A 24,808-nucleotide genomic window follows, 5' to 3' on the forward strand; every position below is an offset into this window, starting at 1 on the left:
AGCGTAAGTCAATAATTAGCTATTGTCTGCTTTTCGTTTTTTCCATTTTGTAAATCCGAAATATCCTGCTAACAGAATTAGGAACGGGATAAAAAATGAAGTCGCCTTTCCGCTACCGCTAACTGTTGTAAAGAAACGCTCCCAGCGTGGGCTAGATCCATCCCAACTCATCCAAATAAATACTGGTTTACCAACAACGTGATCGAAAGGTACAAAGCCCCATCGTCTCGCATCAATAGAGTTATGGCGGTTATCACCCATCATCCAGTAATAATTTTGTTTGAATGTATAGGTTTTAGCGACCTCGCCATTTATTAAAATTTGGTTTCCTTTTACTTTTACATCATTACCTTCATACTCGCTAATAACGCGTTTGTACAGAGGTAAAACATCTAAGTTGATATCGATTGTTTTTCCTTCTTCTGGAATATATAAAGGTCCGAAGAAATCTACATTCCAGTCGTAATTTGGATCTTGAGGGAAAATATTAGCATCTGGAACACCTTTTACGGCTTTATTAGGCGTTATACTAGCAACATTAGGATGATTTTTAAACTGAGATAAAGCTTCATCGGAAATAGCTGAAAAGTAGTATGTGTTCTTATCGTTTATTATTCCAAAACCATCAGTAATATCGTAACGTTCTTTTAAATATGCCGGGTTGAATTGGTTCGTTTTTGGTTGAACCAAATAGCTAAACTGTAAATGTGCGCGATCTGGTAATTCGTTTTTCTTTCCATTAATATAAACATAACCATCGCGAACTTCTAAACTATCTCCAGCAATACCAACACAACGTTTTACTAGGTTAGTTTTTTTGTCGATGGGTTTGTAATAATTTCTATCTGGTGTAAAATCGTTCATATCCAACAGCGTATCTGCGGGTTGATTGAAAACCACAATATCATTTCTCTCTATGTTTTCGAAACCAGGAAAACGTAAGTAGGGAAGTTGTAATTTATTGATTAAAGACGTTTTGCGTTCTTCAAACCTATCGTTAAATAAATATGATTTCTTTTTTAAGCCAGGAATAGTATCATGAACCATAGGAGCTCCAATGGTTGTCATTGGTACCCTAGCGCCGTAATGAAACTTGCTTACAAATAAGAAATCACCAACTAATAGCGATTTTTCTAAAGATGAAGAAGGAATTGTAAATGGCTGAATAAAATACGTATGTACAATAGTTGCTGCAACAATTGCAAATAGAATTGAGCTAACCCAATCTCCAGTTGCCGATTTTGGATGTAAACTACGTTCTCTAATATAAGTTACATCGGCAACATAATTAAGGTAATAGTTGTAAAAACCTAATGTAATAACAGCTAAAACAGTATCTAAAGTTGTGTTTTTTCCAAAACTACGAGCTGTTTCTACCCATACAACAGGAAACATAATCATGTTTACAATGGGAAGAAAAAGAAGAATAACCCACCAAACAGGGCGATTAATTATTTTCATTAAAACCACTCCATTATAAACAGGGATAAAGGCTTCCCAGGCTTGGCGGCCGGCTTTAATATATAATTTCCAAGTTCCTAATCCATGAATAACCTGAGTTATCAAAATGAATATAAACCACTGCATTAACGTCATAATCCTAATATTTTATTTATTGATGTAAGTAGCCAAACGGGGTTTTGCGTTACATTAATTTTGTTTTTTAACCAATGTTTAACACATCGTTCATTGTGAAAATCCCTGTTTTTCCAACAATCCATTCTGCAGCAATTACAGCGCCTAAGGCAAAACCTTGGCGATTGTGAGCTATATGCTCTATTGTTACAGTATCCACTTCGCTTTCGTAAGTAACAGAGTGTGTCCCTGGAACATCTCCAATTCGTTTTGCAACAATAGGAATGTTTTTTTCTACTTGTTCATCAAGTTTCCAACCTTCATATTTATCGCTATTAGATATAATATCTTTGGCTAAAGAAATAGCTGTGCCACTAGGCGCATCTAATTTTTTTGTATGATGAATTTCTTCCATAGAAACATTGTATTGTTCTAAAGCACGCATCATTTTAGCTAGTGTTTTATTTAATTCAAAAAAGATATTTACACCTAAGCTGAAGTTTGAGGCATAGATAAAAGCTCCCTTTTTTTCTTCGCATAGCGCCACAGCGTTATCATAATTAGCTAACCAACCCGTTGTACCCGAAATAACAGGGACATTGTTGTTTATGCAGTTTTGAATATTGTTGAAAGCCACATCTGGAATACTGAAATCTATGGCTACATCTGCTTTAGTGATATCGTAATCTTTGTCGTTTTTATCAACCTTTAAAACAATGTTATGGCCACGTTTAACAGCAATTTGTTCTATGGTCTGACCCATTCTCCCGTATCCGAGTAAAGCAATATTCATATTAAAATTTAAAATTTAAAGTTAATCCAAGGTTGCTAGTTGCGTCGACCTCATTGAATTGGTAGTGTGGTGCCAAAGATAAATTTTCATCTACGTTATACTGCAGTAAATGTGCATCTACATTGGCTTCTATTATATTTAAAGCATACAGACCAATAGTTACAAGAAGTGAAATTTCTTTGTTTTTTCGGTAGAATTCTTGTGCTGTTTCTAATCTATCTGTACTTACACGTGGTTCGTCTAGTTTTGTTCCAGAGGAATCGTAATAAAATTCATCAGTTTCAAATCCGGCTAAACGACTTTTATAGGCATCGCGATATCTCGTGTATTCATTACTGTTATTTATGTAAAAATAAACTCCCGTTCCTAATGCAGCATATACAATAGGGATTTTCCAATATTTTTTATTGTAAGCTTGTCCTAAACCTGGCAGAATGGCTGAGTAAAATGCTGCTTTTGCAGGTCTTAAAGGATCGTAAGCTTCTGTTATTTGTAGAACAGAGTCTATCACAAATTCTTTAGGCAGTTCTTTTGTTTTTTCCTTCGGAAGAGGATCTTCCTTTGGAGCTTTATCTTGAGCAAATAAAGAAACGCAGCATAGAAAAGTGCATAGACTTGTTATTAGAAATTTATTTTGAATCACCTTCTACTAATTTTTTAATACGGTTAAAATCTTCTTCGGAATGGAATGGAATTGTAATTTTTCCTTTTCCGTTCTTAGAGACTTTAACGTCTATTTTATGTCCAAAGTATTCCGAAAACGAGCTAATGCCTGTTTTAACAAAATTTGGCATGGCACTATTTGTTTCCTTTTTTACAGGTGTTTCTAATGTTTCGCCATTGTTGTAATTACGAACTAAAACTTCGGTGTCTCTAACCGATAATTTATTCGTCAAGATTTTTTCGTAAATATCTAATTGAATCGATTGATCTTCAACAGTAATTAAAGCACGGCCATGACCCATAGAAATAAAGCTGTCCCGCATGCCTGTTTGGATAATGGGGTCTAATTTTAGTAAACGTAAATAATTAGCAATAGTAGAACGTTTTTTTCCAACACGATCACTCATTTGCTCTTGAGTTAGATTTATTTCATCTATTAAGCGTTGGTATGAAAGTGCTATTTCAATAGGATCTAAATCCTGACGTTGAATGTTTTCAACCAAAGCCATTTCTAGCGATTCTTGGTCGTTCGCAATTCTTACGTAAGACGTAATGGTTTCTAAACCTAATAATTTAGTGGCTCTATATCGACGTTCACCAGAAACGAGTTGATATTTATTTAAGCCTAATTTTCTAACAGTTATAGGTTGGATAATGCCCAACTCTTTTATAGAAGAAGCTAATTCTCGTAAGCTTTCTTCGCTAAAATTACTTCGCGGTTGAAACGGGTTAACTTCTATAAAATCGATATCTAAATCAACAATATTTCCAATAACTTTATCTGCATTCTTGTCTTCAGCTGATTTTATATCGTTACTCGGGTCATTTAAAAGAGCCGATAAACCTCTTCCTAAAGCTTGTTTTTTTGTTGCCTTCGCCATAATTAAGCGTTTTTAGTAATAATTTCTCTAGCTAAACTCAGGTAATTTGTTGCTCCTTTGCTGCTTGCGTCATAATTAATAATGCTTTCTCCATAACTTGGAGCTTCACTTAAACGCACATTACGTTGAATAATGGTTTTAAAAACCATATCGTTAAAGTGTTTTTGTACTTCTTCAACTACTTGATTTGATAATCGTAAACGAGAATCGTACATCGTTAGTAGTAAACCTTCAATGTCTAATTCTGGGTTGTGTATTTTTTGAACACTTTTTATCGTGTTTAATAATTTCCCTAAACCTTCTAGCGCAAAATATTCACATTGAATTGGAATGAGAACCGAGTCGGCAGCTGTTAATGCATTTAAAGTTAATAGACCTAATGATGGTGCACAATCAATTAATATATAATCGTAATCGTCTTTAATTTCTTGTAACGATTTTTTTAACATGTATTCGCGTTCTTCCTTATCAACAAGTTCTATTTCAATAGCAACTAAGTCAATATGTGCCGGGATAATGTCTAGATTTGGTGTGTCTGTCTTGCGTATAGCTTCTCTTGCAGTGCTAGAATGTTCTAAAAGTTGGTAGGTTCCAATTTCTACACTATCTACATCTATACCAATTCCGGAACTGGCGTTTGCCTGAGGATCTGCATCTATAAGTAATACTTTTTTTTCTAATACGCCTAGTGATGCCGCAAGGTTTACTGACGTGGTGGTTTTTCCAACGCCTCCTTTTTGGTTAGCAACTGCAATGATTTTACCCATTAAATGATTTGGTTTTATTAGCTGTAAAAATACGATTATTTATTAGGAATAAAAATGTAGCATGTTATAATTAATTTATAAAAAAAAAGACAGCTTATTTGGCTGTCTTTCAATTATAAAATGATAGCTAATATTACTCAGCTTTTTTCTTTTTCTTGTTGTTTCCTTGGCCTTTTCCTTTTGCCATTCCTGCTTTAAATTCATCTAAAGTTAACGTACCATTGCTATCTGTATCAATTTTAGCAAAGCGTTTTTCTAAAACGGCTGCTTCCATTTCTTTCTTACGTTTTTTTGATTTAAACTCATCTAAGCTTATAAGTTTGTCCTCGTCGGTATCGTAAGAAGCAAACATTTTCTCTGGATCTGGCTTCTTTTTGTCTTGAGCATTAGTAATAGAAACAGCACATAATGCTACAATAACTAAACCGAATTTTAAATTTTTTGATGTCATTTATATTAGTTTTATAGTTAAACTTTATGTTTAGACACTTTTTTTAAAAATAGGTTTAATAGATGAAAAAATATTTTTATTTTTTTTTGAATTCAATTTCCTGATGGATTTATTTAGAGTTTAACTTGCTTAATCCTGCATAAGTAACAATACTTACGGCATTGGCTAAATTTAAACTCCGAACATGCTCGCTGTAAAGCGGTATTTTATAAAGTTGTTCAGAATAGGTTTCAATTACGGATTTTGGTAACCCAACCGATTCTTTTCCGAAGATTAAAAACAATTCATCTTCAAAAGGAATATCCCAATGATTTTTTTCGCCATGGCTGGAAAGAAAAGCCATTTTTTTATCTTTATTTATTTTGAAGAAGTCCTCAATGTTTTCGTAGTAGGTTATCGAAAGATGTTTCCAATAATCTAGTCCAGCACGTTTTAAGCGGGAATCGCTAATTTCAAAACCAAACGGTTTTACTAAGTGTAAATGCGAACCTGAACCTAGCGCTAAACGACCAATGTTTCCTGTGTTATTCGGTATTTCTGGTTCTATTAAAACAATGTTTAAAGGCATAATTATAGTAAATAAAAAACCTATTCTACTAATAGAATAGGTTTTGTTAATATGTATTAAGTTGAAATATTATGCCTCAACTTGAGGTTTACCTATTTCTTCTATTTCTACAGCGTTTTCGGCTTTTGGATCTTCACCATATTGGTTAGAACCTTTATCTCCTTCTGTAACAGCAAGTATAAAGCTATAAATAGGAATTAAAAGATACCAACCACTTTTGCCAACGTCATGCATTCTTCGAACTGATACAGCAATTGAAGGGATTAAGACTCCAAAAGCATATGCAGCATAAATAATCATAAATGCTGAAGATTCGGTTACGGCTACAAGAGCTCCAGAAATAAAGGCTAACGCATAAATGAAAATCATATTCAATAAAAAGAACATCCAATATTCCTTTCGTCTCGCTCGTCCTGAAAAATTTGCGTAATTGTCTCGTACTACTTTTAAATACCATTTCATAGATAAAGTGTTTTAATTTGGGGTTATAATGAGCCAAATATAAAATTTTTTTATCATTATTGGGTATTTTATTCTATAATAGACGTTAGTTTTATGAAACTGATATTAAAATTAATCTTCTTTTTTAGTTTTTACTTTAACAATTACAGGTTTCATTATAATTCGCAAAGTACTATCGTTGTTAAAATAACTAATCATCCAATTCATGAAAATAAGGAGCTTGTTTTTTATACTTAAAATAAGCATTAAGTGGATAAACATCCATGTAAACCAAGCCAAACGTCCTTGAAAACTGAATTTAGGCAAATCTACCACAGCCTTCCGTTTTCCAATAGTTGCCATGGAGCCTTTATCTATGTATTCATAATCTTTTACAGGTTTGTTTTTAATTATTTTCTTCAAGTTTTCGGCTAAAAGTGAAGCTTGTTGCAAGGCTACACTAGCAACTTGTGCATGCCCTTTAGGGTGTTTTGGTGTTTCCATATACGAAATGTCACCTAAAGCATAAACATGTTTTAAACCCACTACCTCATTTTGCCGATTAACAATAAGGCGGTTACCACGCGTTATGCAGCTTTCAGGGAAACCTTTAATAACGTTTCCTGTTACACCGGCTGCCCAAATTACGTTTTTCGAGTTTATTTTTTCACCCGTATTTAATGTTACAATAGTACCGTCGTAATCTTTTACAAAGGTATTTGTAACTACAGAAACACCTAATTCTTCCAAGTATTTTTGCGACATTTTTTGTGAGCCTTTACTCATTGGGCTTAGTGTATGTGGACTGCCTTCTAGTAAATAGATGGTAAGTTTCGAGAAATCCTTATCGGGATAATCTTTAGGTAAAATGTTTTCTTTCATCTCGGCCAAAGCACCTGCTAATTCTACTCCAGTTGGGCCGCCACCAACAATTACAAAATTTAATAAAGTTTGTAATTTGTCTGGATCTGTAGTGTTTAAAGCATTTTCAAAAGTTTGTAAAATTCTATTTCTAAGCTGTATCGCTTCAGGAATAGTTTTCATGGGGTAAGCAAAATCTTGTAGATTCTTATTGCCAAAATAGTTTGTGGTACAACCAATAGCAATTACTAAATGGTTGTAATCAAAGTTTCCGATAGGTGTAGCAACAAATTGTTTGTCGAAATTAATTTCAGAAACTTCGGTAATTCTTATTTTAACGTTTTTAGCCTTTTGAAAAACTTTTCGCAACGGAAAAGAAATACTAGCGGGCTCCAGACGTGCAGTTGCCACCTGATACATTAATGGCTGAAATTGGTGGTAATTTTGTTTATCAATTAAATAAACCTCGTAGTTTGGATGGTTAATCAAGTCTTGAGCAAGACGTAATCCAGCAAAACCGGCACCAACAATTACAACTTTTTCTGTTTTCATATTATCTTATTTTTAGGCAAGAATAAATTTTTATTAATTTATAATATTAGCACGTGCTTATCTAGTTGTTTGGTTAGAACTTAGTTTGTTTTTGTTTGAAATATTTTTATAATAACAATGCGTAATAAAAGTACAAAAGGAAAACCATGTAACAAAACATCAAACCAGTCCTTAAATTGCATTCCAGTTGCTCCACCAGATATCCATTTAAGTTTGCCGATAATATGAGGTTCTGGAAAAAAGGGGGCCAAACCTAGCGTTAAGCAAAGTAAGCAAATAAGTTTCCAGTCGTTAAGCAGTTTCATGTTAGCTAAGTATAGATTTTACAAATGCATCTGTTTTGTTTATTCCGCTATTTGTAATATGTTTTATAAAAGCACTACCAATAATGGCACCTTTCGCATATTCTGTAGCTTGAGTAAAAGTTTCATTATCCGAAATTCCAAACCCAATAACCTGTGGGTTTTTTAAATTCATATCGGCAATACGTTTAAAATAGCTTGTTTGCTCGTCTCCAAAACCAGAATTACTTCCTGTAACACTAGCGCTACTTACCATGTAGATAAACCCATTCGAGATAGAATCTATAAAATTAATACGCTCCACCGATGTTTGTGGTGTAATTAGAAACACGTTTATTAATCCGTATTTTTCAAAAATAGTTTGATATTCCTCATGATAAACATCCACTGGTAAATCTGGAATTATCAAACCATCAACACCAATTTCTTGACATTTTTTACAGAATGCCTCCACACCATATTGTAGCATGGGGTTGAAATATCCCATAATTATTAACGGAATAGAAACGGTTTTTCTAACATTTTTTAATTGATCAAAAAGCACTTCAGTCGTCATGCCATTCTGTAAAGCCTTAGTTGAACTTGCTTGAATAGTAGGGCCATCGGCTAGCGGATCACTAAATGGAAGTCCAATTTCTATCATATCTACCCCGTTTTTTTCTAAATCTTCAATAATAGAAACGGTATCTGTTAAACTTGGGTAACCAGCTGTAAAATAGATCGATAATAACTTTTTATCTTCTTGTAATTTTTGGTTTATTCTATTCATAATAAGAATATTTTTTTCATTCCCTCGAGTAAATCCTATTTTACTACGATTGAATATGTTTTTGCTTTTTTTGTTTTTTTGCGTTACCACAAGGGTTGGGCTTTCACTACTCGCTCCTTCCTAAAAAGTCGGGGAGCTCAAACATGCCGTTCAATCCCTAACGCGGTATTCCCTGTTATTTTATATTTTAAAATATTCAATATAATTCTGTAAATCTTTATCACCACGACCAGAAAGACTCACCACAACCACATCGTCTGGTTTAAAGGTTCTTTCTTCAAAAATAGCTAAAGCATGCGAGCTTTCAATGGCAGGAATAATACCTTCCAGTTTACATAAATCTAAACCAGCATTCATAGCTTGGTCGTCGGTAATCGACATAAATTCTGCACGCCCTGTTTTGCATAAGTGCGCATGCATAGGTCCAACGCCAGGATAATCCAGCCCAGCCGAAATAGAGTAGGGCTCTGTGATTTGTCCGTCTTTGGTTTGCATCAGCAATGTTTTACAACCGTGAATAACACCTTCGTGTCCTAAAACCGAAGTGGCAGCACTTTCACCAGAATCTACTCCTAAACCAGCAGCTTCTACCGAAATAATTTTTACATCAGGTTCGTGTAGATAGTGGTAATATGTTCCTGCGGCATTGCTTCCTCCACCAATACAGGCTACAACATAATCGGGGTTTTCACGACCAATTTGTTCTTTTAATTGCCATTTTATTTCTTCAGAAATTATCGATTGGAATCTCGTAACCATATCAGGATAAGGATGCGGGCCAATAGCCGAGCCAATAATGTAATGTGTGTTTACAGGATTGTTAATCCAATCACGAATGGCTTCGTTTGTAGCATCTTTTAGCGTACGGCTTCCTGAAAGCGCAGGTACTACAGTAGCTCCTAACATTTTCATTCTCGCTACGTTTGGAGCTTGGCGTGCAATATCGATTTCGCCCATGTAAACAATACATTCTAAACCCATTAATGCACAAACGGTAGCTGTAGCAACACCATGTTGCCCTGCACCTGTTTCTGCTATAATTCGAGTTTTTCCAAGGCGTTTAGCCATAAGGATTTGCCCGATAGTATTGTTGATTTTATGAGCGCCAGTGTGGTTTAAATCTTCACGCTTTAAATATATTTTTGTGTTATATTTTTCTGAAAGGCGTTTTGCAAAATACAGAGGCGATGGACGGCCAACATAATCTTTTAAAAGTTGATCGAACTCTTTTTTAAAGTCCGGCTCCGCCATTATTTTTAAATAGTTTTGGCGTAATTCTTCCACATTTGGGTAAAGCATTTCTGGGATGAAAGCGCCACCAAATTCACCGTAATAGCCTTTTTCGTTTACGTTATAATTCATAACCTGTTCTTTTTTATGGTATAAAATTGTGCTAAGGTTTGTTTTAAATTCTTGTAATAATGTTATGTTTTTTAATCCGGGTTCTATTTCAAATTTACTGTTTACATCTAATGCGTAGCAGTATTTTGAAGCTTTACTATTCCGGAATTTTTTAATATCTTCTGTTTGATCAACACCAATGCCTCCACTTAAAAAGAATGGTTTTGTTGATGGGTATTGGTTTAAAACATTCCAATTGAAGGTATAGCCATTTCCGCCTGGGTGTTTTCCTTTGGTATCAAATAAAAAGTAATCGCAGACATTTTCGTAGGGTTTTAATACTTCGAAATTGAATTCGTTTTTAATAGAGAATACTTTAATGATCTCGAGTACTTCGCCTTTTAAAGTAGCACAATATTCTGGAGATTCTTCACCGTGTAATTGAACAGTTTGTAAGTCGAATGTTTTTATTTTTTCAATAACAACTTGCAAGTCTTCATTAACAAAAACACCTGTCTTTTTTATGGTGCTAGATATTTTTGGAATGGATGTATTGAAATTTCTAGACGATTTACCGTAGAATATAAAACCTAAATAGTCTGGCTGTAAAGCTGCGACCTCGGTCATATTATCTTGATATTTCATTCCGCAAACTTTCAGTTTCATGATGCTCAATTTATGTGGTTTTAAAATAAATTTAGTGAAATTTTATTTATTCAATTGGTTAATAAATTCAGTAGCACTTGCACCAGGATTATCGGTTTTCATAAAGTTTTCACCTATTAAAAATCCTTGATATCCAAAAGGTTTAAGCTCTTTAATGGCTTCAATGTTACTAATGCCACTTTCGGAGACTTTTACAAAATCGTTTGGTATTTGTGTGCTTAATAATTTACTAGTTTCTAAACTTACTTCGAAGGTTTTTAAATTTCTATTATTCACACCAAGCATATCTAAGCTTGGCATAATAGATTTTTGCAATTCGGCCTCGTTATGCACTTCTAAAAGAACATCGAGGTTTAAGCTTTTTGCAAATTCCGAATATTGTTTAATTTCTTCTCGGGTTAAAACAGCAGCGATAAGTAAAATTACATCGGCGCCATAAGCTTTGGCTTCCAATATTTGATAAGTGTCTATGATGAACTCTTTACGTAGAAGCGGTAAATTACAACTTGCACGAGCAGTTAATAAATCGTCTAAACTTCCGCCAAAATATTTTCCATCGGTTAAAACGGACATGCCACAAACACCTGCATTTTCGTAACCCGAAGCCACATCTTGAACATTGAGAGTGTTGTTAATTACAGATTTTGAAGGTGAACGTCTTTTGTGTTCAGCGATAATACCAGTTTTGCTATTTCGTAAGTTATTGGCTAAAGAAACCGTTGCGCGTTCAAATAAAACAGATTGCTCCAATTGCGAAACGGGAATAAGTTGCTTTCTTAAGGCGACTTCATTTCTTTTATCGATTACTATTTTGTCTAAAATATTCATTTTCAGTATACTGTTTTACTTGCTTAATGCTACTAATTTATCTAAACTCATTTTTGCTTTTCCTGAAAACAGAGATTCTTTTGCTATTTGAAAACCTTCTTGATGTGAAATTTGTTTTGAAGTGGCAATGGCTAATCCTGCATTGGCACAAACAACATTGTTTTGAGCTTCTGTTCCTTTTCCACTAATAATTTCGACAAATATATTTGCTGCATCTTTTATGGTATCTCCACCAAAAATAGCGTTTTGTTTAATTTTTGAAACGCCTAAATCTTCAGGTGAAAAAAGTTTTTCGGTATGATTAGAAATAATTTTTGCTTTTCCTGTTAATGAAATTTCATCGTAGCCATCTAAAGCATAAACGATATTATAATTGTGTTCTGTATTTTGAAATAAGAAACTATAAAGCCTTAAAACTTCTAAATTAAAAACCCCTAGAACATGGTTTTTTGGAAAGGACGGATTAACCAAAGGCCCTAACATATTGAAAAAAGTTTTAACACCTAGTTCTTTTCGAATAGGAGCAACGTTTTTCATTGCTGGGTGAAACAATGGTGCGTGTAAAATACATATTCCTGCTTGGTCTAAAGCGCGTTTTAAAAAATCTTCATTATTAGAAAATTTCACACCTAAATGTTCCATAACATTCGATGAGCCAGAAGTTGATGATACACCGTAATTTCCATGTTTAGAAACATGAACACCAGCACCTGCGGTTATAAAAGCCGATAGGGTAGAAATGTTGAAGGTGTTTTTACCGTCTCCGCCAGTTCCTACAATATCGATAGCATTAAAATCGGTAAGATTTATAGGTAAGCACAGTTCTAGAAGCGCGTCTCTAAAGCCTTTTAGCTCTTCTATAGTAATACTGCGCATCATGAAAACCGATAAAAAACAGGTTATTTGGCTAGGATTATACATATCGTTTGATATGTTTACCAAGACTTGTTTTGCCTCTTCGGTTGAAAGTGTTTCGTGGTTTATTAGTCTGTTTAATAAATGTTTCATTTCTTTTTTATTTCCGTAAAGCGAGAATTGTTGTTGGTTATTTTGTTTTCATTGGAGTAAGCACTGTTTTACTGAGATTGAAAACTGAATACTGTTTTTTTTTAATTCTCAATCCAATTTTTTAAAATTGCTTTTCCGTTTGGAGTTAATACCGATTCTGGGTGATATTGTACGCCACGAACATCGTATGTTTTATGGCGAAGAGACATGATTTGTCCGTTAATATCTACCGATGTTGCTTCTAAACTTTCTGGTAAATTCGGGTTTACTACCCATGAGTGATAGCGCCCGACTTCTATGTTTTTATCTAAGCCTTTAAAAAGGATTTCATCGTCTACGGTTATGGTAACGTTTGTTGCTACACCATGATAAACTTCATCTAGGTTTATTAATGAGCCTCCGAAAACTTCACCTATGGCTTGTTGGCCTAAGCATACGCCAAGAATACTTTTTGTTGGAGCATATCTTTCTATAATGGCTTTTAGTAATCCTGCTTCGTCTGGAATTCCTGGGCCTGGAGATAATACTATTTTATGGTATGGTTCAACATCGTCAAGGGTAAGTTTGTCGTTTCGGACTACGGTAACATCGCAATTTAAATCTTCTAGGTAATGAACTAGATTGTATGTAAAACTGTCGTAATTGTCTATGACTAGTACTTTCATAAGTTTATTTTTTTTCAGATGAATCTGAATTTTATTTATTTTGTTATTCGAGTAGGTGTTGCTTTACTGCTACTTTTTCCGTGGATTGCTCCGCGTTAGGGATTGAGGCTTTGTTGAAGCTCTTTTTGTGTTGTTGCACCTATGCAACACAAAAAAGCGACTGCCGAAAGCCCGACCCTTTTCGGGTAACGCCCAATTTATTTATATGTCTTCGGCTACTTTTATGGCTTTTGTTAATGCACCGAGTTTATGAAATACTTCTTGCAATTCGTTTTCGGCATTAGATTTTGATACCATTCCGGCGCCTGCTTGCCAGTTTAATTTGTAATCTTTACTTAAAAAGGTACGGATCATGATGGCGTGATTAAAATTGCCTTCGAAATCCATGAACCCGATTGCGCCACCGTAATAGCCGCGACTTGTTTTTTCGTATTGTTCAATAAGTTGCATAGCACGGTGTTTTGGTGCGCCACTTAATGTTCCTGCAGGAAAAGTATCTGCCACAACTTGCATCGTTGAGGTGCTTTTGTGTTTATGGCCTGTTACTTTACTTACTAGGTGAATTACGTGCGAGAAAAACTGCACTTCACGATAGGTTTCTACTTTTACTTGGCTGCCGTGACGACTTAAATCGTTTCGGGCTAGGTCGACAAGCATAACGTGTTCTGCGTTTTCTTTATCGTCATTTTTTAATTGTTCGGCAAGAATTTCGTCTTGTTCCTCATCGCCTGTTCGTTTAAATGTTCCTGCAATAGGGTGAATTTCGGCCAGACCATTTGTTACAACAAGTTGGGCTTCGGGTGAACTACCAAATATTTTAAAATCTCCATAATCGAAATAAAATAGATATGGTGATGGATTTATGCTACGTAAGGCGCGATAAATATTAAAATCGTCTCCTGTGAATTCTTGTGAAAAACGACGAGAAAGTACGAGTTGAAAAACATCGCCTCGAGCACAATGTTTTTGAGCTAAATCTACTTGAGCTTTAAATTCGTCATCGGTTAAATTAGATTTTATTTCGCCTTTAGATTTGAAATTATAAGATGCGAAATTTTGCACGTTTATTAGCTGGTCGATGTCGTGTATGTTGTTTTCGGCATCGTTAAAGCAGTGTGCAAAAATATAAGCTTCGTTTTTATAGTGGTTTATGGCGATAATATTTTTATAAACAGCATAGTAAATATCTGGTATTACTACAGAATCGTCTTTTTTGCTAATTTGAACATCCTCGAAATACCGAACAGCATCGTAAGCAGTGTAACCAAATATACCGTTGTTAATGAATTTGAAATCTTCGTCGGATTGGGGATCGAAACGTTTTGTGAAATCATGGATTTCGTTCGCTACGTTTATATCTTTTGTTATGTTTAAAGACGTGGTGCTCCCATCGGGAAAGGTTTGCGAAATAACTTCGTTTTCTACCTTTATAGATGCGATTGGGTTGAAACAGATATACGAGAAGTTTTTGTGATTACGGTGGTAATCACCACTTTCTAGCAAAATACTGTTTGGGTATTTATCGCGTATTTTATAGTAAACAGATACAGGTGTTATAGTATCTGTTAATATTTTTTTGTGGTGGGTGTATAGACTAAATTTTTCCATTTAATGTTTTTAATATTTCGGCAAACACCGAAAATGTAAACTTTTTTAATAAAAAAAAGGCTTGTCGTGAATGACAAGCCTTTTGGATATTTTAAGTTTTAAATATACTTGGGTTTTACTTCACGAATTTTAGTTTCGAAAGCTCCACCACCATGTATTATTTAAAAATATGTTCATTGTTATTGTTTTAACTGGTTCAAATATAAAGATTGAAAAAGTATTATACAAAACTTTGTGCTTTTTTTACGAATAAAGAAGAATTAGGACTAATTTGTTAGGGATTCCTCTTTAAAAAAGACTGCTATAACAAGTACAACAGTCTTGGTTGGTTACTATTGGTTTAGGGAAACCTACTTGCTATTAACCGTAATTTGCGTAAAAGTGAAGTTAATTCAGCTTTTTCGTTGGTGGTTAAGTGAGCCACTAATTTATTTTCTATTATTGCTAGTGTTTTGTTTTATATAATTACAACTAAAAGTTGACTTTTATTTAATGATAGTTTGAGTTCGATTGTAAAAAAATCTTACTTGTTTACGAGCCGAAAACAACTGCTGTACATACAAATGTATATAAAATTCCGAATAACGCTGCGTTTTTATATAAAAGTTTGTTAAACAGGAGAAGAAACAAAATAGTATTAATTAATTTTATGATTATGAAACGATACTTATTTATGGCAACCTTACTTTTTGTTTTTGGTTGTGGGAATAAAAATAAACAAACCAATTTAATTAGTAGTGCTCCTGAAGTAAAAGAAATTGATGCTTTTATGAAAAATGATATAGCTTTGGAAGTCTATGATTTTAATGGTTTAAAGAAGTTTTTGAATAGGACTGATGATAAGATTCATGTTATTAACTTTTGGGCCACTTGGTGTGCGCCCTGTGTGAAAGAATTGCCCTATTTTGAGAAGTTGAAGTCTGAATACGCAAATGAGAACGTAGATATTACATTGGTGAGTTTAGATTTCCCACATTTATATGAATCTAAATTGAAGCCTTTTATTTTGAAGGAAAAACTGAAATCTAAAGTTGTTGCTTTGGATGATGTTGATAGTAATTCTTGGATTCCGCAGGTAGATGAAACATGGTCTGGAGCAATACCAGCAACTATTATTTATAAAAATGGAAAGCGTAAGTTTTATGAGAAATCGTTTACTTACGAAGAGTTAGAGCATGAGTTAAAGCAATTCTTAAATTAAATAGTTATGAAAAAAACAATGAAAATAATATCGGTAATTATGGTTGTACTTTGTGTAAGCGCATTTACTGTAAAGACTGAAACTGTTAGTGATGGTTATGGAATTGGTGACGTGGCTGAAGATTTTTCGTTAAAAAATATTGATGGAAACATGGTTTCGCTATCAGATTATAAAGAAGCTAAAGGTTTTATAGTAACATTTACTTGTAATACCTGCCCTTATGCTGTAATGTATGAAGATCGTATTGTAGAACTCGATAAAAAATATGCGAAGTTAGGTTACCCTGTAATTGCAATAATGCCGAATAATACAGATATTAAGCCAGATGATAACTTAGAGGCTATGAAAAAACGCGCAGTAGAAAAAGGCTTTACATTTCCTTATTTAATTGATAAGGATCAAAAAATATATCCAAAATTTGGAGCAACTAAAACACCTCATGTTTTTGTTTTAGAGAAAACAAGTAAAGGTAATGAGGTAAAGTATATTGGAGCAATCGATGATAATTATAAAGATGCTACGGCAGTTACAACTAAATATGTTGAAAATGCAGTAGATGCTTTGCTTGATGGAAAAGAAGTGAAAACAACTGAAACTAGAGCTATTGGCTGTGGTATTAAAGTATAATGAATCAGTAATATAGAATAGGTAGTAAAAAAATCTGGAGTGTAATACTTTGGGTTTTTTTTCGTCTATCACTTTAGAAATATTAAATTTGTTTTCATTAAAATAATAAAACAAAAAATAACAACATAATAATGGAAGATTTATCACAAGAAGAGTGGACAGAGCAACTAGCTAAGGACGATAACGCTGTAATTTTAGATGTAAGAACAGATGCAGAAGTAGCGGAAGGTATTATTCCAGGAGCTAAACATATCGATATATACAAAGGGCAAGAGTTTGTAAGCGAAATCGAAAAATTAGACAAGAGCAAAAACTTTTATGTGTATTGCCGTTCTGGAAATCGTAGTGGGCAGGCTTGTGCAATAATGGAACAAATGGGGTTTGAAAACGCCTATAATTTAGAAGGAGGCATGTTAGATTGGGCTGGAGATGTTGTAGATTTATAATAATATATGAAATCAATTTCAATTTTTATAATCATCTTTTTTTGTGCTACTTTATTTAATTGTAAAGCACAAAAGGATGATATTGTTACCGAAATTACTCCAGAGGAGCTTAATGTGATTTTAAAAGAACAAAACGGTATCCGAATGCTAGACGTAAGGACTCCTAAAGAATTTAAAATAAGTCATATTTCGGGAGCTGAAAATATTAACTTTTTATCAGATAATTTTTCGAAATCTTTGGAAGTATTGAATAGGGAAGAGCCACTAATAATTTACTGTAAATCAGGACGAAGAAGCGGTAAAAGTATTGCTGTTTTTAAAAAATTAGGATTCCTTAAAGTTTATGAGTTGGAGGGTGGAATTTTAAATTGGAAGGCTAATGGTTTTGATACTGAGCTAAAATAAAATTTATTTTTACGTTTATCTGTTTTTATTTACTGATTGTCTTTTTTATTCTTAATTAGGCACTGTTTTTTTTAACTTTATAAATTAAAATTCAGTCTAACCAATTGATTTTTTTATTCTAATTAATCCCTCATAGAATTCAATGGAAAACGGTTATGTTATTATCGGTATAATAGCTTTGCTTTTTTTAAGCATGTATGGCTATTCATATTTGTCTGTTTTAAAAGAAAAGGCAAAACAAAAAGAAGAAAGTCAGAAGCAAAAAGAAGCTCAAGAAATAAGGCGAAAGGCACGAATAGAAAAGCAGGATGCTTTATTGGAGCGCGTACGTTTGTTTAATGAACGAAAAGAAGAAAATCGAGCAGAGTTAATGATGCTCGGAAAAGATAAGAAGAATCAAAAAGTGGGCTAAAAAGCTCGTTAAATATTTTTTAAAACCATGTATATTTACGAATGTACATGGTTTTTTTGTGCCCTAAAAAGATATTTTCTAAGTAAATATAGGGATTCATAAAAATAAATTTTATATTTGCATACCGGACCAGACCAGTACGGTTTATAAATATGGATTTTAAAATCAACATAAACAGCGAAACACCTAAGTATCAGCAGCTTGTTAATGCTATAAATAACGAGTTGGCAAACAATAGGTTGGCTAGTGGTGATGCGTTACCATCAGTTAATTCGGTATGCAAATCTCATAAACTTTCTCGCGATACTGTTTTTAAAGCCTATTCTATTTTAAAAGAACATGGCGTTATAGAATCTGTGCCAAATAAAGGCTATTACGTAGCCAACGAAACTAGAAAAGTGCTTTTGCTTTTAGATACCTTTAAGGCTTATAAAGAAGTGTTATATCACGCGTTTGTAAATAATTTGCCCGAAAATGTTATTACAGATATTCAGTTTCATCATTATAATATTGATAATTTTAAAACCATAATTAATAATAGTAAAGGGAAGTATTATAAGTATGTAGTGATGACTTTTGATAACAAAGAAGTTGCCGAAGTTTTAAAAGATATTGATGATAGTAAATTATTGTTAATCGATTGGAATATTCACGCAAACAAGCATAATAATTTTGTGTTTCAAGATTTTGGAAAATCTTTTTATGATACTTTAAAAGAAGCAAATCAGGCATTTAAGAAATACAGAAAATTAGTGTTAGTGTATCCCACATTTACACATCACCCAGCAGAAACGGTAGATTATTTTAAAGCATACTGCAAAGAGGAAGGTTTCAGTTTTGAAATTATTACAGATTCTAAAGATTTTAATATCAAAAAAGGCGAGGCCTACATCAGCGTAAGCGATAGAATTCTCGGTATCTTTTTAGAACAATGCCGCTCCAGTAATTTTGAACCAGGCACCGATGTCGGGTTTTTATCTTACAATGAAACCCCAATGAAACAATTCATTTATAAAGGGATTTCAGTTATTTCAACAGATTTTAAACAATTAGGCGCCAAAGCAGCCGAGTTTGTAAGCGAAGACAAGGTTATTCAAGAATATATACCAACCAAACTAATTTTAAGAGACTCATTATAATGAATTATAATTTAGGAATAGACATTGGCAGTTCGTCAATAAAAGTAGCATTAGTAGATGTAGAAACAGGTAAAAGCTTAGGCGTTGTACAAGAACCCAAAGAAGAGATGGGTATGTTTGCTCAACAAAATGGTTGGGCAGAGCAAGATCCAAACGACTGGTGGTTTCATATTTGCAATGCTATTAGAACGTTAAAAAAACAATATAGCATAAACCGCTCTCAAATAAAAGGTATTGGTATAGCTTACCAAATGCATGGGTTAGTTGTGGTCGATAAAAATGGAAAGCCACTGCGTAAAAGCATCATTTGGTGCGATAGTCGTTCGGTAGAAATTGGACATAAAGCTTTCGCTGAAATAGGTGAGGCGAAGTGCGCTGAGCATCTGTTAAACTCACCAGCTAATTTTACGGCTTCAAAATTAAAATGGGTAAAAGATAATGAGCCCGATATTTATAGTGAAATTCATAAATTTATGCTACCTGGCGATTATGTAGCGTATAAGTTTTCGAATAAAATGAATACAACAATTTCGGGACTTTCCGAAGGCATATTCTGGGATTTTAAAAATGATAGCGTAGCCGATTTTCTTTTAGAATATTACGGTATAAGTGCAGATTTAGTTCCCGATATAGTAGATACTTTTGGTAACCAATCTGTGGTTGATGAGCAAGGTGAAAATGAAAGCGGACTCGCTGCTGGAACCCCAATTTATTACCGCGCCGGCGATCAACCAAATAATGCATTATCGCTTAATGTTTTCAATCCAGGAGAAGTTGCTGCAACTGGTGGAACTTCGGGTGTTGTATATGCTTTAACAGATAGTCTTTCGGGAAAGGAAAGCACGCGAGTAAACAATTTTGCGCACGTAAATTATACAAAAGAAAATAAAAATATAGGTAAATTATTAAATATTAATGGTGCTGGTATTCAATACCGTTGGTTGCTAAATAATCTTGATGTAAGCTCTTACGAGGAAATGAATAATTTGGCATCAGAAATCCCAATAGGATCTGGAGGTGTATGTATTTTACCTTTCGGAAATGGCGCCGAGCGTATGTTAAACAACCAACGCATTGGTACGCGTTTGGTAAACATAAACCTAAACAATCACAACAAAGCGCATTTGTGTCGTGCTGCGCTCGAAGGCATTGCGTTTTCATTCCTTTATGGCATGGAAATCTTGAAATCCGATGGCATTAAAGCCAGTGTTATTCGTGCGGGAAATGATAATTTATTCCGTTCCGAGATTTTTGCAAACACCGTAGCAACACTCATTGAGCAAGAAATTGAAATTTATAATACCACAGGAGCCATAGGCGCTGCCCGTGCTGCTAATTTATATAAAGGCGATTTCGAAGCTTTCGGAAAAAGTATAATGGACAACGATCATGTCATGACGTTTATGCCGTTTAAAGACAAAACACCATATATAGAAGCATATAACAATTGGAAAAAAGAACTAGAACTCGTTTTAAATAAATAATAAAATGTGGGCGTTACCACAAGGGTCGGGCTTTCACTACTCGCTCCCTCCCAAAAGGTCGGGGAGCTTAAACAAACCGTTCAATCCCTAACGCAAACAAACATTGTAAAGTAAAAAATAATATCAACTAATAATTAAAAATTATGGCTACTAAAGAGTATTTTAAAGGCATTAACAACATTGCGTTTGAAGGCAAAGATTCCGATAATCCATTAGCATTCAAATATTACAATCCAGACCAAGTGGTTGCTGGAAAAACCATGAAAGAATGGTTTAAATTTTCTATTGCTTACTGGCATACATTCTGCGGACAAGGATCGGATCCATTTGGACCGGGAACACAAAGTTTTGAGTGGGATAAAGCTTCAGATCCAATTCAAGCAGCAAAAGATAAAGCAGATGCTGCTTTCGAATTTATTGGAAAAATGGGCTTTGATTATTTCTGTTTTCACGATTTCGATTTAGTTCAAGAAGGCGCAACATTCGCAGAGTCGGAACAACGTTTAGAAACTATTACCGATTATATAAAAGGTAAACAAGCCGAAAGTGGTGTAAAATTACTTTGGGGAACAGCAAACTGTTTTTCAAATCCACGTTACATGAACGGAGCTTCTACTAACCCAGATTTCGATGTGGTTGCTAGAGCAGGCGGACAAATAAAACTAGCTTTAGATGCTACCATTAAATTAGGTGGTGAAAATTATGTATTCTGGGGAGGTCGTGAAGGTTACATGTCTTTATTAAATACAGATATGGGGCGTGAACTAGACCACATGGGGCAGTTTTTATCCATGGCTAGAGATTATGCAAGAGCGCAAGGTTTTAAAGGGAACTTCTTTATTGAGCCAAAGCCAATGGAGCCATCAAAACACCAATACGATTTCGATTCAGCTACAGCTATCGGTTTCTTAAGAGAATACGGTTTAGATAAAGATTTCAAAATAAATATTGAAGTAAATCATGCAACATTAGCGCAACATACATTTCAACACGAAATTGAAACGGCGGCAAAAGCAGGCATGTTAGGTAGTTTAGATGCTAACCGTGGTGATTACCAAAATGGTTGGGATACCGATCAATTCCCAAATAATATTCAAGAAACTACCGAGGCTATGCTTGTATTTATGAAAGCAGGTGGCTTACAAGGTGGAGGTGTTAATTTCGATGCTAAAATTAGAAGAAATTCAACCGATTTAGACGATGTTTTTCATGCACACATTGGAGGCGCAGATACCTTTGCTAGAGCGTTGTTAACAGCAGACAGAATCATTACATCTTCAGCTTACGATAAATTAAGAACAGAGCGTTACAGTTCTTTCGATGGAGGAAAAGGTAAAGATTTTGAAAACGGTAAATTAAACTTACAAGATTTATATAAAATTGCTCAAGAAAATGGTGAGTTGCAGTTAAAAAGCGGTAAGCAAGAAATGTTTGAGAATATTATTAACCAATATATATAATCCCTCTAGAGGTTTTATTATCATTAAAAAGAGCTCGGAAATCAATAGGTTTTCGGGCTCTTTTATTTCAAATTAATTTAATAGCTTATCATTGTTATTTATTTTAAAACAACGTTCTTCTCCTAGAAATAGTGGGTTTCCGTGTTTTTCTGACCAAAAACCTTCTAATAAATCATTGGTTAAGCATTTGTAAACTACTACGCCTTTATAGACCTTTAAATCTTCACCTTCATAATTAAAATTAATAACTAAGATATTGTTTTTAAAAAAGCCTGTTCCAGTTTGTTTTTGCGAGTTTCCAATTATCCAATCGGCCTTAATTCTACTATTTTTGTTAATTGAAAGATTAAGCTTGCCGCGATAAGGTGTTTTTTCTTCATCTTGATTAAAGCCTTCAATAGTATATTTTCCGATAATGTCGTTTATAGTCATATTCAGCAAAGTTATCGAATTCTAGGCGTGAATTTCTTTAAAAAGGGCCATACTATTCTAGAAATGTTTAAATTGGAGCATTATTACATGATTAAATTCTTACGAAAATTAATTTCATTTAAAAATAAAATTTTGATTAAATACATTTACTTTTTATTGTTCTCTGTGACTTTGTTTGCTCAAGAAATTAGTATACCTACTAAGTTTTTAGAAGATGGTAATTTATATAAAAATTTGAACAAGAGTTCAAATCAATTATCGGGACCTTTAGCAGCATTTAGTATAGATGAAAAATGTGTGGTTATTGGCTTTTTAGGAAGAGATAATTATAAAGTTAAATACAAGGAATGGGAAGGTGTTGTTAAGGATATCGATTTGTTGGTTAACGAAAAAATGTCCGATTTATATTTCGATTTTCAAGAAAAGGAAAGTAAAAAAGCAATTGAGTTGGAAAACACTCGAAAGAAGAAAATGCGGGAGCTTATTAAGTATGGCGAAGTGCTCTCTGACGAAAAAAGACAACAAATAATTAATGATTCTATTGCTAAAAGAAAGGCTGAAAATTTAGAGAAATTACGAGTTGCCGATTCTATTTCACAAGCTAAAGCTGCTCAAGAAAAACAGTTGCAGTTTATGCGTGCACAGGCTTTAAAGCAAGCTGAGGAACTTGAGGCTAAGCGTGTAAAAGATTCAATAGCTAAAGCAAAGGAAGTTGAGCGATTACGTTTTAATAATATAAAAGCTCAAGAATTAAAATTAGCGGTAGAGCGAGAAGCAGAGCGTGTTAAAGATTCTGTTTTAAAAGTAGAAAAGGTAGAAAAAGAACGGCTAGAAAAAGAGCGAATTTCGACTTTAAAACTAGAAGCTCAACTAGAAGTTGAGCGTATAAAAGATTCTATTTCTCGGGTAAAAAAAGAAGAGAAAGAACGATTAGAGTTTGAAAAGGCACAAGAAAAGGCTTTGGAAAAAGCAGCCGAATTAGAAGTTAAGCGTGTTAACGATTCTATAACTAAGGCTGAAGTTGCTGAGAAAAAGCGATTAGATTTTGAAATGGATCAAATAAAAGCTTTGAATAAAGCCGCAGAGCAAAAGAGAGAACGTGTAAAGGATTCAATTATAAAAATCAAAGAAGCAGATGATAAACGTTTAGAGTTGGAGCGAACAAAAGCTTTAGCCTTAAAGGAAGCTGAAAAGTTGGAAGCTAAGCGTATAAGTGATTCAATCGCTAAAGTAAAAGCCATTGAGAAAAAGAAGTTGGAGTTTGAAAAAGAACAAGCTGCAATCAAGAAAAGAGCAGAAGAACTTGAATCTAAACGTGTTAATGATTCTTTGGTTAAAGTAGAAGAAGTTAGGTTACAGCGTTTAGAGAACGAGCGAGTGGCTGCTTTAAAGCGAGAAGTAGAGTTAGAGCGAATACGCTTAAAAGATTCGGCTTTTCAAGCAAAGGTAGATGAGAATAAGCGTTTGGAGGATTTGGCTTTAAAGAAAGCAGCTGATGAAAAACGTTTAATTTTTGAAAAGGAAAGAGCTAAAGCTCAAGAACGTGCATTTGAATTGGAGACTAAGCGTGTAAAAGATTCTCTTAATAAAGCTGAGGTTAATGAGAATAAACGATTAGAAATTGAAAGAGAAAGCGCGAAAGCGCAAAAAAGAGCGACCGAGTTAGAAGCTAATCGATTAAAAGAGGCACTAGAAAAGGCGGAAGCTGAAGCTTTGAAAAAAGAACGTTTGGAGGTTGAGCAAAATCAAGCTCTAAAGCAAGAGAAGGAAATTGAAACTGCTCGAGTGAGCGATTCGATAAATAAAGTGAATGCGGCACATATTGAGCGTTTAAAAAGTGAGCATGCCGTAGCTTTAAAAGAAGCTGAAGAGAAGCAGCAGTTATCTGATAATCATGCTGAAGCTATTAAACAGGCCGTTGAACTGGAGGCGAATAGGATTAGAGATTCAATAGCTAGAGTTAATGCAATTAATGATCAAGATGTTAGGCTTATTACCGAAAATGAGAATTCTGAAAGAATGCAATTTCGTAATAGTTGTCATTATATATTAGATGAATATGATGATTTTACTAAAAAAGCGACAATAAAAACAAAGGCTTACACTATAAGTGAAAACTTAAATATCGAATTGTTTAAGTACGGTAAAAAGGTATCGGTATTTATCAATTCATCTATAGATTTGGGTTGCGTTAGTTATCTATCTCATAGTCGTTCTAAGGTAGCGGTTCAGTTAGAAAACAATAGAGTTATTACTTTATATCACTCTTGGAATATGGAGTGTGGTGAGTTTTTGTTTAAAGCAGATTTGACTAATTCGCAAATTTTAAATCTTGAAAAATCGCCAATAAAATCAATTAAGCTAAGAGGGACTAAAGGTTTTCGAGAAATTGAAAATATTAGTTATAAAGAGTTTTTTATGGATAAGCTTAAATGTGTTGAATAGAGGTTTGTTTTAGTGTTT

General features: G+C 33.9%; 26 protein-coding genes and 1 pseudogene. 9 read left to right on the plus strand and 18 right to left on the minus strand.

The window, feature by feature from the left end; translation table 11 throughout:
- Window positions 1-15 precede the first annotated feature (15 nt).
- The 17 genes and pseudogenes from lepB to GQR97_RS08855 form a co-directional block, all read right to left on the minus strand.
- Window positions 16-1,596 carry a signal peptidase I gene (gene lepB, locus GQR97_RS08780; RefSeq protein WP_158847516.1) on the minus strand — a complete coding sequence of 527 codons (1,581 nt, stop codon included), beginning with the start codon at window positions 1,594-1,596 and terminating at the stop codon, window positions 16-18.
- 67 nt (window positions 1,597-1,663) lie between these two features.
- On the minus strand, window positions 1,664-2,368 hold the full coding sequence (gene dapB / locus GQR97_RS08785; RefSeq protein ID WP_158847518.1) for a 4-hydroxy-tetrahydrodipicolinate reductase: 705 nt from the start codon (window positions 2,366-2,368) through the stop codon (window positions 1,664-1,666).
- Window position 2,369: 1 nt separating this feature from the next.
- On the minus strand, window positions 2,370-3,008 hold the full coding sequence (locus GQR97_RS08790) for a DUF5683 domain-containing protein (protein ID WP_158851685.1): 639 nt from the start codon (window positions 3,006-3,008) through the stop codon (window positions 2,370-2,372).
- Complete coding sequence (locus GQR97_RS08795) at window positions 2,998-3,912, minus strand: ParB/RepB/Spo0J family partition protein (protein WP_158847520.1); 915 nt, start codon at window positions 3,910-3,912, stop codon at window positions 2,998-3,000. The genes GQR97_RS08790 and GQR97_RS08795 overlap by 11 nt, the downstream gene beginning before the upstream one ends.
- Window positions 3,913-3,914: 2 nt before the next feature.
- A complete protein-coding gene (locus tag GQR97_RS08800) occupies window positions 3,915-4,679 on the minus strand; it encodes a ParA family protein (protein ID WP_158847522.1) in 765 nt (254 codons plus the stop codon).
- Window positions 4,680-4,812: 133 nt separating this feature from the next.
- Complete coding sequence (locus GQR97_RS08805) at window positions 4,813-5,130, minus strand: EF-hand domain-containing protein (RefSeq protein ID WP_158847524.1); 318 nt, start codon at window positions 5,128-5,130, stop codon at window positions 4,813-4,815.
- Between the two features lie 109 nt (window positions 5,131-5,239).
- Entirely contained in the window at window positions 5,240-5,698 is a 459-nt protein-coding gene (locus GQR97_RS08810) for a tRNA (cytidine(34)-2'-O)-methyltransferase (RefSeq protein WP_158847526.1), read from the minus strand.
- 69 nt (window positions 5,699-5,767) lie between these two features.
- Complete coding sequence (locus GQR97_RS08815; RefSeq protein WP_158847528.1) at window positions 5,768-6,160, minus strand: DUF805 domain-containing protein; 393 nt, start codon at window positions 6,158-6,160, stop codon at window positions 5,768-5,770.
- 111 nt (window positions 6,161-6,271) lie between these two features.
- Entirely contained in the window at window positions 6,272-7,552 is a 1,281-nt protein-coding gene (locus GQR97_RS08820; protein WP_158847529.1) for an NAD(P)/FAD-dependent oxidoreductase, read from the minus strand.
- An 80-nt stretch (window positions 7,553-7,632) separates the two neighbouring features.
- A complete protein-coding gene (locus tag GQR97_RS08825) occupies window positions 7,633-7,857 on the minus strand; it encodes a hypothetical protein (protein WP_158847531.1) in 225 nt (74 codons plus the stop codon).
- A 1-nt stretch (window position 7,858) separates the two neighbouring features.
- Window positions 7,859-8,623: a tryptophan synthase subunit alpha gene (gene trpA, locus GQR97_RS08830; protein ID WP_158847533.1), complete on the minus strand. Its 765-nt coding sequence runs from the start codon at window positions 8,621-8,623 to the stop codon at window positions 7,859-7,861.
- Window positions 8,624-8,803: 180 nt separating this feature from the next.
- On the minus strand, window positions 8,804-9,985 hold the full coding sequence (gene trpB, locus GQR97_RS19885; RefSeq protein WP_306799999.1) for a tryptophan synthase subunit beta: 1,182 nt from the start codon (window positions 9,983-9,985) through the stop codon (window positions 8,804-8,806).
- Window positions 9,986-10,090: 105 nt separating this feature from the next.
- A pseudogene (locus tag GQR97_RS19890) lies at window positions 10,091-10,630 on the minus strand (phosphoribosylanthranilate isomerase); the annotation flags it as partial.
- 42 nt (window positions 10,631-10,672) lie between these two features.
- Window positions 10,673-11,458 carry an indole-3-glycerol phosphate synthase TrpC gene (gene trpC / locus GQR97_RS08840; RefSeq protein WP_158847537.1) on the minus strand — a complete coding sequence of 262 codons (786 nt, stop codon included), beginning with the start codon at window positions 11,456-11,458 and terminating at the stop codon, window positions 10,673-10,675.
- 15 nt (window positions 11,459-11,473) lie between these two features.
- Window positions 11,474-12,466 (minus strand): anthranilate phosphoribosyltransferase, encoded by a 993-nt coding sequence (trpD, locus tag GQR97_RS08845; protein ID WP_158847539.1) that lies wholly within the window; start codon window positions 12,464-12,466, stop codon window positions 11,474-11,476.
- Window positions 12,467-12,567: 101 nt separating this feature from the next.
- Window positions 12,568-13,131: an anthranilate synthase component II gene (locus GQR97_RS08850; RefSeq protein WP_158847541.1), complete on the minus strand. Its 564-nt coding sequence runs from the start codon at window positions 13,129-13,131 to the stop codon at window positions 12,568-12,570.
- A 201-nt stretch (window positions 13,132-13,332) separates the two neighbouring features.
- A complete protein-coding gene (locus GQR97_RS08855; protein WP_158847543.1) occupies window positions 13,333-14,739 on the minus strand; it encodes an anthranilate synthase component I family protein in 1,407 nt (468 codons plus the stop codon).
- A 655-nt stretch (window positions 14,740-15,394) separates the two neighbouring features.
- On the opposite strand from GQR97_RS08855, the gene GQR97_RS08860 reads away from it, so the two are divergent.
- From GQR97_RS08860 to xylA, 8 genes are all read left to right on the plus strand, one after another.
- Window positions 15,395-15,940 carry a TlpA family protein disulfide reductase gene (locus GQR97_RS08860; RefSeq protein WP_158847545.1) on the plus strand — a complete coding sequence of 182 codons (546 nt, stop codon included), beginning with the start codon at window positions 15,395-15,397 and terminating at the stop codon, window positions 15,938-15,940.
- A 6-nt stretch (window positions 15,941-15,946) separates the two neighbouring features.
- Complete coding sequence (locus GQR97_RS08865) at window positions 15,947-16,567, plus strand: thioredoxin family protein (RefSeq protein WP_158847547.1); 621 nt, start codon at window positions 15,947-15,949, stop codon at window positions 16,565-16,567.
- Window positions 16,568-16,698: 131 nt separating this feature from the next.
- Window positions 16,699-17,013 carry a rhodanese-like domain-containing protein gene (locus GQR97_RS08870; protein WP_199269919.1) on the plus strand — a complete coding sequence of 105 codons (315 nt, stop codon included), beginning with the start codon at window positions 16,699-16,701 and terminating at the stop codon, window positions 17,011-17,013.
- Between the two features lie 6 nt (window positions 17,014-17,019).
- A complete protein-coding gene (locus GQR97_RS08875; RefSeq protein WP_158847549.1) occupies window positions 17,020-17,418 on the plus strand; it encodes a rhodanese-like domain-containing protein in 399 nt (132 codons plus the stop codon).
- 142 nt (window positions 17,419-17,560) lie between these two features.
- Complete coding sequence (locus GQR97_RS08880) at window positions 17,561-17,830, plus strand: hypothetical protein (protein WP_158847551.1); 270 nt, start codon at window positions 17,561-17,563, stop codon at window positions 17,828-17,830.
- Between the two features lie 152 nt (window positions 17,831-17,982).
- Window positions 17,983-18,969 (plus strand): GntR family transcriptional regulator, encoded by a 987-nt coding sequence (locus tag GQR97_RS08885; RefSeq protein ID WP_158847553.1) that lies wholly within the window; start codon window positions 17,983-17,985, stop codon window positions 18,967-18,969.
- Window positions 18,969-20,453 (plus strand): xylulokinase, encoded by a 1,485-nt coding sequence (locus tag GQR97_RS08890; protein WP_158847555.1) that lies wholly within the window; start codon window positions 18,969-18,971, stop codon window positions 20,451-20,453. The genes GQR97_RS08885 and GQR97_RS08890 overlap by 1 nt, the downstream gene beginning before the upstream one ends.
- 143 nt (window positions 20,454-20,596) lie before the next feature.
- Window positions 20,597-21,913: a xylose isomerase gene (gene xylA, locus GQR97_RS08895; protein WP_158847557.1), complete on the plus strand. Its 1,317-nt coding sequence runs from the start codon at window positions 20,597-20,599 to the stop codon at window positions 21,911-21,913.
- Window positions 21,914-21,985: 72 nt separating this feature from the next.
- Here xylA and GQR97_RS08900 read toward each other — a convergent pair whose 3' ends face one another.
- Window positions 21,986-22,345 (minus strand): hypothetical protein, encoded by a 360-nt coding sequence (locus tag GQR97_RS08900; protein WP_158847559.1) that lies wholly within the window; start codon window positions 22,343-22,345, stop codon window positions 21,986-21,988.
- Between the two features lie 132 nt (window positions 22,346-22,477).
- Between GQR97_RS08900 and GQR97_RS08905 the strand changes: the two genes are divergently transcribed.
- On the plus strand, window positions 22,478-24,790 hold the full coding sequence (locus tag GQR97_RS08905; RefSeq protein WP_158847561.1) for a hypothetical protein: 2,313 nt from the start codon (window positions 22,478-22,480) through the stop codon (window positions 24,788-24,790).
- Window positions 24,791-24,808: the final 18 nt, after the last annotated feature.

Origin of the sequence: Algibacter sp. L1A34 (genome assembly GCF_009796805.1) — a bacterium.
In the GTDB taxonomy this organism is placed as follows: domain Bacteria; phylum Bacteroidota; class Bacteroidia; order Flavobacteriales; family Flavobacteriaceae; genus Algibacter.

Bases quoted from the DNA above. Each gene is read 5' to 3' on its own strand.
- lepB (WP_158847516.1), bottom strand. From the start codon at position 1,596: ATGACGTTAATGCAGTGGTTTATATTCATTTTGATAACTCAGGTTATT.
- dapB (WP_158847518.1), bottom strand. From the start codon at position 2,368: ATGAATATTGCTTTACTCGGATACGGGAGAATGGGTCAGACCATAGAA.
- GQR97_RS08795 (WP_158847520.1), bottom strand. From the start codon at position 3,912: ATGGCGAAGGCAACAAAAAAACAAGCTTTAGGAAGAGGTTTATCGGCT.
- GQR97_RS08800 (WP_158847522.1), bottom strand. From the start codon at position 4,679: ATGGGTAAAATCATTGCAGTTGCTAACCAAAAAGGAGGCGTTGGAAAA.
- GQR97_RS08805 (WP_158847524.1), bottom strand. From the start codon at position 5,130: ATGACATCAAAAAATTTAAAATTCGGTTTAGTTATTGTAGCATTATGT.
- GQR97_RS08810 (WP_158847526.1), bottom strand. From the start codon at position 5,698: ATGCCTTTAAACATTGTTTTAATAGAACCAGAAATACCGAATAACACA.
- GQR97_RS08815 (WP_158847528.1), bottom strand. From the start codon at position 6,160: ATGAAATGGTATTTAAAAGTAGTACGAGACAATTACGCAAATTTTTCA.
- GQR97_RS08820 (WP_158847529.1), bottom strand. From the start codon at position 7,552: ATGAAAACAGAAAAAGTTGTAATTGTTGGTGCCGGTTTTGCTGGATTA.
- GQR97_RS08825 (WP_158847531.1), bottom strand. From the start codon at position 7,857: ATGAAACTGCTTAACGACTGGAAACTTATTTGCTTACTTTGCTTAACG.
- trpA (WP_158847533.1), bottom strand. From the start codon at position 8,623: ATGAATAGAATAAACCAAAAATTACAAGAAGATAAAAAGTTATTATCG.
- trpB (WP_306799999.1), bottom strand. From the start codon at position 9,985: ATGAATTATAACGTAAACGAAAAAGGCTATTACGGTGAATTTGGTGGC.
- trpC (WP_158847537.1), bottom strand. From the start codon at position 11,458: ATGAATATTTTAGACAAAATAGTAATCGATAAAAGAAATGAAGTCGCC.
- trpD (WP_158847539.1), bottom strand. From the start codon at position 12,466: ATGAAACATTTATTAAACAGACTAATAAACCACGAAACACTTTCAACC.
- GQR97_RS08850 (WP_158847541.1), bottom strand. From the start codon at position 13,131: ATGAAAGTACTAGTCATAGACAATTACGACAGTTTTACATACAATCTA.
- GQR97_RS08855 (WP_158847543.1), bottom strand. From the start codon at position 14,739: ATGGAAAAATTTAGTCTATACACCCACCACAAAAAAATATTAACAGAT.
- GQR97_RS08860 (WP_158847545.1), top strand. From the start codon at position 15,395: ATGAAACGATACTTATTTATGGCAACCTTACTTTTTGTTTTTGGTTGT.
- GQR97_RS08865 (WP_158847547.1), top strand. From the start codon at position 15,947: ATGAAAAAAACAATGAAAATAATATCGGTAATTATGGTTGTACTTTGT.
- GQR97_RS08870 (WP_199269919.1), top strand. From the start codon at position 16,699: ATGGAAGATTTATCACAAGAAGAGTGGACAGAGCAACTAGCTAAGGAC.
- GQR97_RS08875 (WP_158847549.1), top strand. From the start codon at position 17,020: ATGAAATCAATTTCAATTTTTATAATCATCTTTTTTTGTGCTACTTTA.
- GQR97_RS08880 (WP_158847551.1), top strand. From the start codon at position 17,561: ATGGAAAACGGTTATGTTATTATCGGTATAATAGCTTTGCTTTTTTTA.
- GQR97_RS08885 (WP_158847553.1), top strand. From the start codon at position 17,983: ATGGATTTTAAAATCAACATAAACAGCGAAACACCTAAGTATCAGCAG.
- GQR97_RS08890 (WP_158847555.1), top strand. From the start codon at position 18,969: ATGAATTATAATTTAGGAATAGACATTGGCAGTTCGTCAATAAAAGTA.
- xylA (WP_158847557.1), top strand. From the start codon at position 20,597: ATGGCTACTAAAGAGTATTTTAAAGGCATTAACAACATTGCGTTTGAA.
- GQR97_RS08900 (WP_158847559.1), bottom strand. From the start codon at position 22,345: ATGACTATAAACGACATTATCGGAAAATATACTATTGAAGGCTTTAAT.